The organism is Paenibacillus sp. HB172176 (assembly GCF_011947265.1).
Lineage (GTDB): Bacteria > Bacillota > Bacilli > Paenibacillales > Paenibacillaceae > Pristimantibacillus.
In genome coordinates this window covers 1-12,981 of the sequence record NZ_JAATHD010000026.1, presented here as the reverse complement: position 1 = coordinate 12,981, position 12,981 = coordinate 1, and the positions used below count along the sequence as shown (strand labels likewise).

At 49.7% G+C, this 12,981-nt stretch carries 12 protein-coding genes; 9 read left to right on the top strand and 3 right to left on the bottom strand.

The features are described 5' to 3' along the window. Positions 1-121: 121 nt before the first annotated feature. The 3 genes from HFP08_RS24110 (at position 122) to HFP08_RS24100 (ending at position 3,864) form a co-directional block, all read left to right on the top strand. A complete protein-coding gene (locus HFP08_RS24110; RefSeq protein WP_168123189.1) occupies positions 122-1,177 on the top strand; it encodes a LacI family DNA-binding transcriptional regulator in 1,056 nt (351 codons plus the stop codon). A gap of 186 nt (positions 1,178-1,363) precedes the next feature. After that, the gene (locus HFP08_RS24105; RefSeq protein WP_168123188.1) at positions 1,364-2,002 is read left to right on the top strand and encodes a PadR family transcriptional regulator; all 639 of its coding nucleotides are present in this window, start codon (positions 1,364-1,366) and stop codon (positions 2,000-2,002) included. Then, the gene (locus tag HFP08_RS24100; protein ID WP_240941809.1) at positions 1,999-3,864 is read left to right on the top strand and encodes an ABC transporter ATP-binding protein; all 1,866 of its coding nucleotides are present in this window, start codon (positions 1,999-2,001) and stop codon (positions 3,862-3,864) included. Before HFP08_RS24105 ends, HFP08_RS24100 begins: the two co-directional genes overlap by 4 nt. Before the next feature lie 43 nt (positions 3,865-3,907). Here the strand turns inward: HFP08_RS24100 and HFP08_RS24095 are convergent, their stop codons facing one another. Next, entirely contained in the window at positions 3,908-4,537 is a 630-nt protein-coding gene (locus HFP08_RS24095) for a hypothetical protein (protein ID WP_168123187.1), read from the bottom strand. A 283-nt stretch (positions 4,538-4,820) separates the two neighbouring features. Here HFP08_RS24095 and HFP08_RS24090 point away from each other — a divergent pair, with 283 nt between their 5' ends. After that, a complete protein-coding gene (locus HFP08_RS24090; protein WP_168123186.1) occupies positions 4,821-5,474 on the top strand; it encodes a hypothetical protein in 654 nt (217 codons plus the stop codon). A gap of 119 nt (positions 5,475-5,593) precedes the next feature. Here the strand turns inward: HFP08_RS24090 and HFP08_RS24085 are convergent, their stop codons facing one another. Beyond that, positions 5,594-6,592, bottom strand: a complete 999-nt coding sequence (locus HFP08_RS24085; RefSeq protein ID WP_168123185.1) for an aldose 1-epimerase — start codon at positions 6,590-6,592, stop codon at positions 5,594-5,596. A gap of 135 nt (positions 6,593-6,727) precedes the next feature. Next, positions 6,728-7,090 carry a LytTR family transcriptional regulator DNA-binding domain-containing protein gene (locus HFP08_RS24080; protein WP_168123184.1) on the bottom strand — a complete coding sequence of 121 codons (363 nt, stop codon included), beginning with the start codon at positions 7,088-7,090 and terminating at the stop codon, positions 6,728-6,730. 170 nt (positions 7,091-7,260) lie between these two features. Here HFP08_RS24080 and HFP08_RS24075 point away from each other — a divergent pair, with 170 nt between their 5' ends. The 5 genes from HFP08_RS24075 to HFP08_RS24055 form a co-directional block, all read left to right on the top strand. After that, a complete protein-coding gene (locus HFP08_RS24075; protein ID WP_168123183.1) occupies positions 7,261-8,352 on the top strand; it encodes a lactonase family protein in 1,092 nt (363 codons plus the stop codon). Positions 8,353-8,492: 140 nt separating this feature from the next. After that, complete coding sequence (locus tag HFP08_RS24070; RefSeq protein ID WP_168123241.1) at positions 8,493-9,659, top strand: MFS transporter; 1,167 nt, start codon at positions 8,493-8,495, stop codon at positions 9,657-9,659. 226 nt (positions 9,660-9,885) lie between these two features. Beyond that, positions 9,886-10,305 (top strand): hypothetical protein, encoded by a 420-nt coding sequence (locus HFP08_RS24065; protein ID WP_168123182.1) that lies wholly within the window; start codon positions 9,886-9,888, stop codon positions 10,303-10,305. After that, entirely contained in the window at positions 10,302-11,651 is a 1,350-nt protein-coding gene (locus HFP08_RS24060) for an S-layer homology domain-containing protein (protein ID WP_168123181.1), read from the top strand. The genes HFP08_RS24065 and HFP08_RS24060 overlap by 4 nt, the downstream gene beginning before the upstream one ends. A gap of 25 nt (positions 11,652-11,676) precedes the next feature. After that, positions 11,677-12,981, top strand: a 1,305-nt coding sequence (locus HFP08_RS24055; RefSeq protein ID WP_168123180.1) for a hypothetical protein, incomplete at its 3' end; no start/stop codon positions are given.

Here is a 12,981-nt window from a genome sequence, read left to right as displayed (position 1 = left end):
GGTCTCTTTTTCAGCATGAAAGCCGCAGGAGCGAGGAAATAGCTTGCCAACGGGAATTGCCGCATGGTATAACCAAGATACAAGTTTTCTAAACGTTTAGATTCAAAGGGGCTGGGATTGGATGACGAAAATCGGAATAAAAGATATTGCAGCCAGAGCGAACGTATCCACGGCAACCGTATCCTATGTTCTTAACGGCACGCGCAATGTCAAGCAGAATACGAGAGAGCGGGTTCTGCGCGTAATCGAGGAGCTGAACTATAAGCCGAACGAAATCGCGAAGAGCCTGAAAAGTCAACGTACGAATACAATCGGCGTTATCGCGGAGGACGTAACCGTGTTCAACGTCCCCGAAATCATCGATGGCATCAACGATTATGCGGATCGTCACGACTTGCATATCTTACTGACAAATTTAAGACTGGACAAGCGAATCGGACGCAGATTCGACCAAGTTGACGCTTATCGCAGCCATATGTCTAACGCCGTATCCGATTTGCTGACGAAACAGGTGGAAGGCATCGTCTACATTGGCGTTCACCCGAGGGATCTTACAGGGCTTGTCGATACGTCCGGCAAACCGATTGTCTACACCTATTGCTATACCCAGCAAGATATTTCGATACAATATGATGACGAACAAGCGGCATACGAAGCGATGTCTTATCTCGTAGGCAAAGGGCATCGGCGGATTGCGATTATTAGCGGCATGATGGATTCGGTTCCTTCGCGCATGCGATTCAACGGCTTCTATAAGGCGGTAACCCAATTCGAGCTTCCGTTCGATCCGCAACTAATCAAAATGGGAGACTGGGAAGCGAAGTCGGGTTACCAACTGACGCAAGAACTGCTTGCGCTCCCGGAGCCTCCGACGGCCGTTCTGGCAATGAATGACGTCATGGCTGTCGGCGTTCTGCGAGCCGCTTCCGAATCGGGCGTGCCGATTCCCGAGCGATTGTCGGTCATTGGTTTTGATAACCGAGAATTCAGTGACTATTTGAACCCTCGAATCACAACCTTCGATTTGCCGCTGCATGAGATGGGCTACAGCGCCATGGATTCTCTCATGCGATCTATCAAGGGAGAAGAGGTAGAGCGGAAGCAAAGTCCCCCATGTCGGCTTCTCGAACGCGATTCGGTCGCCCCGCCATATCAGGAAGAACGTAAGCAGACGTGAGGAACGCATTGGGCGGTCCCACGACTGCTTTTTTGTTGCCCTTTCATCTGAGAGATACTTTGCTCTCAAGTTGGCTTAAGTTCTCCGTTGTAAGCATATCGGTTTTTCGTGATTGCAAGTTAACGATATATCGTTTAATATATTTTTAACTTAAGAATACGATATATCGAATTGGATGTGAATGAGATGGGCGAAGATAAGCGAGACAATCAGGCATGGTCTCCCGAGGAGCAACTGTTCACCAGTCATGATCGCGAAGGCGGAGGCGGCCATTCGGGCAGAAGATATTTTGGCAGAGGCGGGGTGAAGTTCGCGCTCCTGGAGCTGCTTAAGCGGGAAGCGATGCATGGCTACCAGATGATGAAGCAACTGGAGGAGCAGTCCAGCGGCACTTACAAGCCCAGCGCGGGTTCGATCTATCCAACGCTGCAGATGCTTCGGGACCAAGGCTTTGTCGAATCCTACAAGGAGGATGGGAAGAAGATATTCGCCATTACGGAAGAAGGTTTGGCTTACCTCAAGCAGGAGGAGTCAGGTCAGTCGGAGGGCGACGATGAGAATTGCAGAATCCAGAAGCTGCGTGCCGCGGCGTCAGATGTCCCTTCAAATGATACGGATGAGGCTCAAGAAGCGAACCCGGCAGCGGAACGCCCCTATGAGCGCAAACGGCGTCTTACGCCTGCAGGAAGGGAATTTATCCATCTCTTGCGATCGGCCGAGAAAGTGGCTCTATTGCATCCGAGCAAGGCGTCAGATCTTCGGTCGGCCATCGAGCAGCTCAAGCATGCCTTAAGGAAGCTGACGGAAGAAGGCGATAAAGGATGAGCGAAGGCGAAGGCGGCTTTCGGCCGCAGCAGCAATTGCGCGGAATGGGCATGGGGCGCTTCGGAACGAACGAGAAGGTGAAGACGGCAAGCATATGGGGCATGCTCGGCAGAGTGTTCCAGCATGCCAGACTGCAGTGGCGCGCGCTCTTTATTGCTCTGACCTGTATGATACTCATTTCTTTGCTTAATTTCGCGATTCCTCAACTCACGAAATATACGATCGACCATGTCATCGATAAGGGAATGTCCAATAAGCTGTTCCTGATTGGAGCGGGCGTCATTGGCGCGGCGCTTGCGCTCGGTGCGTTGTCCTTCTTAAGCACATCATTCATGGCGGCGATCGGGCAGAAGGTGCTCTATATGCTTCGCAATGATCTATATCGCCATATGCAGCGGCTCGATGTCGCGTACTATGACAAGACGCGGACGGGCGATCTTATGTCGCGCGTAACGAATGATGTAAGCATACTGCAGCAGCTTATCTCTTCCAGCATGATGCAGCTGTTCACCGATGTGTTCACCTTCACGGCGATTGCCGTCTATATGCTCTGGATTGATTGGAAGCTCACCTTGCTGCTTCTCGCGACCTTCCCCTTCATGATTCTGACCACGCGTGTATTCGGCAAGCGAATTCGCGCTTCCTTCAAGAAGGTGCAGGAATCTCTGGCCGATGTGAGCGATCACTTGCAAAATTCGTTGACAGGCATCCGGCTGATCAAGTCTTTCACCGCGGAGGATTATGAATCCGAGAAGTTCTCGAATCGCACCAAGAAGAATATGGATGCAAACGTGCAGGTGGTTCGTCTGCGCGCGGCTTATGAACCGATTATCGACCTTATTAATTACATCGGTCTGGCCATCGTGCTCGTGTTCGGAGCATGGGCGGCGATACACAGCAACATGACCGTGGGGACTCTGGTTGCATTCATCTCCTATCTGCGTTTATTGCAAAATCCCGTTCGGCATTTCAGCCGCATCCTCAACACCGTTCAGCAGGCGGCGGCCGCTTACGAACGAATTGTCGAGGTGCTGGACACGAAACCGGAGATTGTGGATAAGGAGAATGCTGTCACGCTTAGCCGCATTCAAGGTCATGTCTTGTTCGAGGGAGTCGGCTTCTCCTACAATGCCAAGAGCGGGGATGGGGACGCTGTGCTTCAGGACTTCGAGCTGGAGCTAAAGCCTGGAGAAGTGACAGCGCTCGTCGGCTCCTCCGGATCCGGGAAGTCTACTATCGCGCATCTCATCTCGCGCTTCTACGATGTGGACAGCGGGCGAATTACGATAGACGGACATGATCTTCGCGATGTGACGATTGATTCCTTGCGTGAGAGCATCGGGTTCGTATCGCAGGAGATTGTGCTGTTCAACGGCACGATAGAGGAGAATATTCGGTACGGCAATCAACACGCGACAGAGGAACAAATTCGCGAAGCAGCGCACGCGGCCAATGCGGAGGCCTTCATAACCGGCTTCAAGCATGGTTATGAGACGCAGATTGGCGAGAGAGGAGTGAAGCTGTCTGGCGGTCAGAAGCAGCGGTTATCCATCGCCCGGGCGATTCTCAAGAACCCGCGCATTATTATTCTGGACGAAGCTACGGCTTCGCTTGACACTGAATCCGAGCAGCTCATTCAAAACGCTCTCTCCAGGCTGCTGAAGGGCCGGACTTGTCTGGTCATCGCGCACCGCTTATCGACGATTCAGCAGGCAGATCAGATTTATGTGCTTGAAGACGGGCGAATCGTCGAGCATGGCACCCATCAGACTTTGCTCGAGCAGAAGGGAAGATACAACGAGCTCTATGAGCTTCAGTTCCCGGTAAGCGTCGATTCCGGGATTGAGGTGCGAAGCTCTTGAAGCTTGAAAGCAATGAAAGCAATGAAAGCAATGAAAGCATAGTCTACAGGCTTCCGCATATTTTGTGCGGAGGTCTGTTTTTGGTGCGCTTTTTGGTATAGGCAAGCTGCAGAGTCCTGCAAGCTCCGATCCACCGCTGCAAGTCGAATATCTCGACTAGCAGAGCCCGTCGAGCGCGAACTCGCTGCTGCAAGTCGAATATCTCGACTTGCAGAGCCCGCCGAGCGCGAACTCGCTGCTGCAAGTCGAATATCTCGACTAGCAGAGCCCGCCGAGCGCGAATTCGCTGCTGCAAGTCGAATATCTCGACTAGCAGAGTCCGCCGAGCGCGAATTCGCTGCTGCAAGTCGAGTATCTCGACTAGCAGAGCCCAGCGAGCGCGAACTCGCTGCTGCAAGTCGAATATCTCGACTAGCAGAGCCCAGTGAGCGCGAACTCGCTGCTGCAAGTCGAATATCTCGACTAGCAGAGTCCGCCGAGCGCGAATTCGCTGCTGCAAGTCGAGTATCTCGACTAGCAGAGCCCGCCGAGCGCGAATTCGCTGCTGCAAGTCGAGTATCTCGACTAGCATAGCCCGCCGAGCGCGAACTCGCTGCTCCAAGTCGAATATCTCGACTAGCATAGCCCGCCGAGCGCGAATTCGCTGCTCCAAGTCGAATATCTCGACTAGCATAGCCCGCCGAGCGCGAACTCGCTGCTCTAAGTCGAATATCTCGACTAGCAGAGCCCGCCGAGCGCGAACTCGCTGCTCTAAGTCGAATATCTCGACTAGCAGAGCCCAGCGAGCGCGAACTCGCTGCTCCAAGTCGAATATCTCGACTAGCAGAGCCCGCCGAGCGCGAACTCGCTGCTGCAAGCAAAGCTATGGCGCTGCAAATATACGACTGGAACATTTAACCACGGCATTCGTCTATATAGATAAGGCTGGAGTGAGTATAGATAAGGAGGTCGCTTATATGCGTGTTCTATCCCTTGTCAGTTCTTTGCTGCTTTTGCTTGGGCTTGCAGCTTGCGGACAATATTCTGATGACAAAATGGTCGGTACCATTAATGGATTGCATCTCGAAGAAAACACGGTCGAAGTGGATATTTCTAATTGGTACAAGCGAGATATGCATGGCGCTGTTGATGATTATGGCGTATCGATCATTATTGACTATCTGGACAAGGTTGTCATCAAGAATGAAGCAGGAACACTGCTTGACAGGAATCAATTGAAGGAAGGTCAGAAGGTAAGAGTTGATCCGCCCCAGGGGAAGAAAGAGAAGAATTATAAAGCGGAGTTGATTACGTTATTGGAAATGAGCGATAAGGAAAAGTACGGACAACTGCTTTCCAGACATAAGAATCTGTATAACTCAGCCATTTTCACTGGAGAAAAAGGAGAAGAAGGAGAGAATTTAACTCAAGAATCGGAGCAGCGAATTATGGATAGCATTTTGTCCCAAAGCACAGCAAGCTTCGGGAAATATGATCCAGATTATGTGGTTGATTATAAAAAAGAATTCAACATCGAGCAATTCCCGGTCATGCTGGTCTTTGACCAGAAAGGCCTCGTATTCAAAACCTACGATGCGGATGAGTTAATTGCATTCTTCGCAACCAAGTAGATGCAGTCTGCCCGGTAATGCTTAAGCCAAGTGTACCTGCCGGTCAATGGTTACAGAATTAGAAAACTGACCCGCTTGTCGCGGAGACAATAACGGATCAGTCCGGTTAATAATTGTCGTTATTTGCGCAAATATAGACGGCTTGTCTCTTCCCAGATGCCGCCCGGCTCAAGCGATACGAGCCCGATCTGCTCAGCAGGAAGTGCGACATTCGGCGCGTTGACAAGATTAAGCTGCGGCTCGGGACAGAAGAAGCCCGGTGTGGCGCCGTTATTCCAGATCATCCATTGCTTGTAGGCTGTTCCGACATCATAGACCAGAGTTACGCCTTCTTTGGAATCCGTCAGCTCCATCATATTGCGGCCATTCTTCGTCGCGCTTGTGTAATGATTGTCCATCGATTCCCAGAAAGGAGACACGCCCGTCGATTTCATCTCCAATTCTCCCTGCTTCATTGGCTGGTAAGCTCCCGTTGGCAGCATTCTCTCATTCAATTCCCAGCGATCGCCTGTTGTCATCGTGAAGCGGCAGTCGTCTGCCGTGCTGCCTGGCGCGAATGGCGCGTTGATTGTCGTATGGAATGCAAGCAAGCATGGCATAGGCTCTGTATCCAGATTTTGCACCATAATATGCTGCTGAAGACCACTGTCGCTTAAGGAATAACGCAGACGAAGGGTGAAATGATGCGGCAAATACGTATAGATAGGATGGGTTTCCTCAATGGTGATGCTTAATTGCGCATAGCTCTCGGAAGCGCTGACGCCGTAATTGTCAATCGTCCAAGCCGCTGTATGGAAGAAGCCGTGCAAGTGATTGCCTGTTTTCTCTTCATTAACCGGGAACGTATACTTACGTCCATTCCAAGTGAAGGTGCCATCTTCATATCGGTTAGGCGGGAAGAGAACAGGTATGCCGTGAATGACAGGTTTCTCGCGAAAAGCATCCATCTCTTCGGGGGAAGGTTCGCGAAGCAGCATGTATCCATTCTCATTATCGCGGAACGCGATCAGATTGGCTCCAATATTCGGCAACACGGCTGCCTCATAGCTCTTCCATTGCAGCCATACCGCCGGTTCATCATGAAATAACTGCTCAAATGCTCTTCCTTCTTCAGTCATGGTTCAATCATTCCTCCTCTAATCGATCCTATAGGTATGTACATGTTCTCTAGATAGAATAGCAGGGCGGGCAAAAACAAACAACCGCCAAGTTCTCCGACCAGGGAGTACTTAGCGGTTGTTCGCGGCTCCCAATCAAGAGAGCTGGTTCCGTGCTTCCTTGCTCTTGTCGCGCTGAGAGAAGAGCTGTTCGATCACGTATTGCTTGCGCCGATTAATCGGCAGCTGCTTGGCGTCCGAATGCTCGGAGCCGAAATAAACCGTCCCGTCGGCTACAGATTTAATTTTCGCAAGATTGACGTAGCAATTCGATTTGATTTGAAAATAGTTGGATTGTTGCGTTAGCTTTTGCATTTCCTCGGTGGACATTCTCTTCTTCCTATTATAGTTTTTCCCGTGGAAGCTAACCAAACCTTGCATACCGACCTTGAAGTAGAGCACATCCGACTCTGTGTCAAAGTTCTCGTACACGTTGCGATCCTCAAGTGCTACATTCATCGTCCCTAATTCCCCCTTTAGAAATATGAATCCTGAATTGTTAGCGCTTACATTATAACATAGATGAAAAGGGTTGTGAAGAGATTTTTCGAAATTGTCATTGTTACTCGGACAAGCATGTGCTATGTTCAAGTTATCAAAGCATAATTATCGAACTGGAGTTGAGCGAAATGAAGATAACGGGGTGGAATGAGGGAATACTATATATTGGTTCCTATGGAAAACCTGATGAAGAGACGATTCATGTATGCCAAATGGATAAGAAAAGCGGCGAATTGCATGTTTTGCAGGCGATGAAAGGCGTCGAGAATGCATCGTTCCTCGCCCTTCACCCGAAGCTGAACCGCTTGTACGCTGTCCGGGAAGTAGGCGATTCGGAAGGTAAAGCCGGAGGCTCGGTTGTTTCAATTGAAATAGAGCCAGACGGCTTGCTGAAGAATGTCCGGAGTCATGCTGCTTCAGAAGGCGCTTCTCCTTGTTATATCAGCGTTGACACATCTGGCAAAGCGGTATTCGCGGCGAATTATTCAAGTGGAAATGTAGCCATGATTCCTCTGTCAGATAACGGTGACCTGCTGCAAGAAGGAACGGTTGGGATTCGGCAAGCCGGAGCTCCCGGCCCGATAGCGTCCAGACAGGAGGGGCCTCATGCGCATTGCATTGCAGCTATACCGGGCACATCCTTTGTCGTTGCCGCGGATCTGGGCATAGATACGCTCATTACCTATCATTATCAAGCGGAAGAAGGGGGCTTCCGGAAGGTGCAGGAGTGCAGACTGACAGGCGGGAAGGGGCCGCGCCATCTTGTGTTTCATCCTGAGCTGTCCATTGCGTACGTCACGAATGAACTCGCTTCGAGCGTAACCTTGCTCGATCTGGACAAGTCGAGCGGCGCTCTCGTCGAACGGAAGACATACTCGACAATCTCCGAAGACTATCGGGACTATAACGATTCGGCCGATATTCATCTCTCGCCGGACGGCAGATTTCTCTATGCCTCCAATCGCGGGCATAATAGCATAGCTTGCTTCTCGATTGATCAAGCTTCCGGCGATTTGGAGCCTGTTCAATTCTGTGGAAGCGGGGGAGAATTGCCGCGTAATTTCGGCATTGTTCCTGAAGGCGACTTCTTGCTGGCCGCGAACCACAAGAGCGGAAACGTCGTCGTATTCCGAAGAAATCCGGAAGATGGAACAATCGCGCCGACCGGCTTTGAGCTCCAGCTTCAGGCTCCTGTATGTATTTGTTTTGCTAACGAATAGACCTTAATGACAATAACAGCATAGGTAATTGAAATTGCATAATGCCCTGCTAGTTGAAAAAGGAGATAGTGAAATTGTCCTCGCATGCTTCGGAAGATCAGACGAAAAGCAATACCCTTCGCACCGCAACCGTGTACAGCATGTTGGTTGCAATCAGCTCGGTTCATCTGCTTAATGATTCCATGCAATCCGTAGTCGCGGCATTGTTCCCTATATTCGAGGAGTCTTTGAAATTATCCTACGCGCAAGTAGGCTGGATCGCTTTCACGCTGAATATGACCTCTTCCGTCATGCAACCGGTGGTAGGATTATGGTCGGATAAGCGGCCTACCCCCTGGATGCTTCCCGTCGGCATGCTATGCAGCATGGCAGGCATGCTTGGATTAGCCATCGCCCCGAGCTTTTTCCTGTTGCTCCTGTCCGTAGTGTTCGTCGGAATCGGATCCGCCGTCTTCCATCCGGAAGGCTCGCGGGTTGTCTACCTTGCAGCCGGCAATCGCAGAGCCTTCGCTCAGTCGATCTATCAAGTCGGCGGCAATTTCGGGCAAGCTTTGGCTCCGTTAATGACATTATTCATCTTCGTGCCGCTTGGTCAACGCGGAGCGGCATGGGGCATGCTGCTGGCTGCTCTTGCCATCGCCGTGCTGTTCAAGGTCGTGCCTTGGTATTCGGCTAAGCTGACAGAAAGCAGGGAGATGCTGGCGAAGCGCAAGAGTGCCGTGAAGAAAGTGGAAAGCAGCATTGCGGCAAGCGGCAAAATTGTAGCGTTCGCCCTCAGTATTCTTCTGGTCGTTGTATTCGCGAGGTCGTGGTATGCGGCTGCTATATCGAGCTTCTATCAATTCTATGCCATGGATAAATTTAATCTGTCGATCGGCTCCGCTCAAATCCCGATATTCTTATTTATGGCGGCAGGGGTTGCGGGAACGTTCCTCGGCGGCATTCTTGCCGATCGAATCGGCAGGAAGAAGATGATGCTTATTTCCATTATAGGAGCAACTCCGTTTGCAATATTATTGCCGCTTCTTTCCTATGCCTGGGTATTCCCTAACATTGCTGTCATGGGATTTATTCTGCAGTCTGGCTTCTCCGTGAGCGTGGTGTACGCGCAAGAGCTGCTGCCGGGCAAGGTAGGCATGGCATCCGGTTTAATAACGGGTCTCGCGTTCGGGATGGGCGCTCTGGGCTCAGTTGTGCTTGGCAATCTTGCGGATGCACACGGCATGGAATATGTGATGAAGCTGGCAAGCGTTCTGCCAGCAATCGGCATTCTTGCTGTTTTTCTTCCGAAGGATCGAAGAGCTTGATTGGAATGAAAAAGATCACACCCTGAATTATTTAACAGGAAATTGTTGACATTAATTCTGTCGCCAAGTAAAATGATTGTTAGAAAAAGTCGAATCCTGCCATTTCGGATTCGAATCGAGAGACAATGAATTGAGTATAGCGAAGCACGCTTACTCCTCGTAGCGCGGGGAGTAGTGTGCTTTTTTTTGTTGTTATTCTAATAAAATTGTCAAGGAGTGACAAAACATGGTACAACAGAAACGTAAAGTCGGCGCAAGAATGCTGTCGGTTCTGGTAGGGGTTTATACAGGGCTGCAGATTGTAAGGCAATGCGTATCCATCGAGAAAGTAACGGTAGTGCTGCATCATGAACTCAAAGAAAATAGAGGATATGCCGAATTTACTATAGTAGGACAGAATGGAGATTTTCGAGCAGAGCTGATATTGCCGGATGGAGAGACTGCTCAGCCTGATTTCTGCTTCCGGGATGATCATAAAACTCCGGAAGCGCGTTGGTTTAACCGATTTGTGATTGAGAATGCCGAGAGCGGGCTGTACACCTTCGAAATCAAGGTGAGAAGATTGACTGGCTATAAGCTTGAGACCAGATTTTGGGATAAGCAAAAGCAGGGAAACAGAATAAACGAAGTGAGGTATTTTAGATGATGAACAGAATGATGATGAAGAAATGGATAGTAGTCTCGCTATTGCTGACGTTAAGCTTTCCGATGATCGCGAATCGCAGCGTTGAAGCGGGAGAAGAGGTTAGCTTCAAGGACACAGCAAAGCATTGGGCGAAAGAGCAGATCGAGACGGCAGTCCAGAAGGGATATGTGAATGGGTTTCCGAACGGCACTTTCAAACCGGATCAGCCGGTTACAGCCGCCGAGTTTATTAAGATGATCGTAACAGCGCTGGGCCTGCCCCATGAGACGGAGAGCGGGGCATGGTATTCGACGTATGTGAAGGCTGCTGCTGCTGCGGAGATTTATCAGGGGAATGATGATTTTGCAGAAGGTGCGATGAATGATAAATTGCCTCGCCGTTACATGGCTTGGTTGGCTGTGCGAGCCGCCGATGATAGTCTTTTGACAGTTGAATCGTCGGGGATTAAAAGGGATGCTGTTATTGATCGTTGGCCAATGACCGCAGAAGATAATAAGATTACGCGATCGGATGAGGATATGCGTAATTACTATGAGGGGTTTCTCGTTAGCGAGGCGTTCAAACGCGGCATTCTGACTGGCTTTGGTGGAAATGATATCGGTCTTGATTGGACGACCACACGGGCTCAAGCCGTCACAGTTATCGAGCGCATCTTGACCTTACGAGACGGGGGCCAATTGCCATCCGCAGACAAGTATGCGATTGGCGAGTCAGAGCTAGCGTGGCTAAAGACAAATGCGTTTATCGTGGCTCCGCAGATTTTCGATGATCCGAACGGTGTTAGCATGAAGGGGAAGTATAAGCTGGAGAACCTGAGCTTCCAAAACAGCATGGTTCATACAGAAATTAGCCGTATTCTGCTCATTGACCTGGATGATCCGAAAGATCCGTACCGCAACTTGCTTCCGGCAACGGAGAAGCTGGGGTTTCGGGATGGAAACATAGGCAGACTTCCGACTGATGCGTACGCGATGTACATTGAGTATGAAACGCTGTCGAATAGCAATCCTCGTATGTACTGGGGGGATCTCTCATATCAGACACTAAGCTATGTTCAACCTGACCCGTTCCCCTTCAATAAGCTGGTTCAGCCTAGTTATTTGTATACTGAAGAAAAAAGTTTTGAGAATACAAACTCAAATTGGTTTCCCGAGAATGGCCTTGGTAAAAATGTAACGGTCATTGCGATTCCGAATTCGGGGTATACCTTGCAACCTCGAATAGGTGAAGATGTTGGGAAAGAAGATAGAGGGCTATACATTAGTATTTACATCGATCCAGCTTTTGGTGATGACGATATTAGAAATCGAATTTTCAACGGGACAACAACACATTACGATCACTAGTTGGACAGGCCGGGAGGACAGAAATATGTATAAATGGCTTTATTCGTTTATTGTTGCGCTGACTGTCATCGTTTCCATCCAGCCATCACACGCCTATGCGTCTACTGAAACGGTCAATGTGACCTACGAAGGAACAGACTATGAAGCGTCAGACGGTTTCCGCTACAGCGACCAATCTTCCAGGGAAGCAACCTTTAACATTCCTGAGAAGACTGGATTCGTCATTAAAAGTGTACGGTGGGAAGCACTGGATGGATCATTTTTTGGGGATGCAGCAGGAGATTGGACAGGGAAGAAAAGTTTTATCGGAACAGATACGATAAATGGTACGCCGGTTCTGGTCAAAACCACAGATACTGAATCGTACGGTGGCATTTTTTACTGGAGTCGTTCAGGTGGAACAAGTCTTTGGAAAGCCGTCATGTCCAACGGCGATAACGTTACCAGTTCCGGTTGTCCATCAGCGCCAAGCGATAGCTGGGGTTATAAAATGTATCCCAACTGCAATACATTAACATTCAGGGATGACGCGCTGTCTCTTGTCCTAAAAAAGAAGGGCGGATATTACATTGGAGGACTGAGTACGAGCCCGATTATTATTGATGATGCGGTTGATTTGAATACCATTGCCCCAGCGGGAGTTTCTCCTGATTTCGATACTGATGTTAAGAATGAGATATATGGTGGCAAAGGTAAAGCCGATCCTTCCACGCATTACCTCAACAAATATGATGTCATCTCGAAAACAAGCATTCGCGCTTATTTCAATCAAGAGCATGATTGTAGTATTAACGGCATACCAAATTCGGATGAACCGGTATGCAAATACAAAGACTTTGCGAATCCAGGAGCTAAGCAAATGTGGTGGTACTCTGCTTTGAAATTCCAACTCCAAGCCACCACTTATCGCTATCTCGACAAACGTCTCGTTGTCGAGTGGATGCCGGAAGAAAACGAAATCACTGAAATCAAAGTGCGCCATATGGTGCGCTTGGGCCCAACCGGAACGTATGCGCAAGCCGCACAGACAACAACGACCTTAGCTGATCCGCTGCCGTTATCGCGTACAATATCAGCAGACTCCAGCTACGGAACAGTTAAAGGGCGCAATGTCAGTTACGCAAGCTTCAACAATTCCATATTGAACGGCACCCAAGTCACGGTGAATCTGAGCAGCACTCAGAAAACAGCCTATGTGACTTTTTTTTATGAGAAGCCAGCGCCGCAGTTTACAGGAGATTTCGATATCGTGCCAAGCGTCATCGAATACCGCGACTCCTTCAGTTTTGTGCCGAAAGACTTCGTCATGAATGGCTGCGCCTACCAGTCG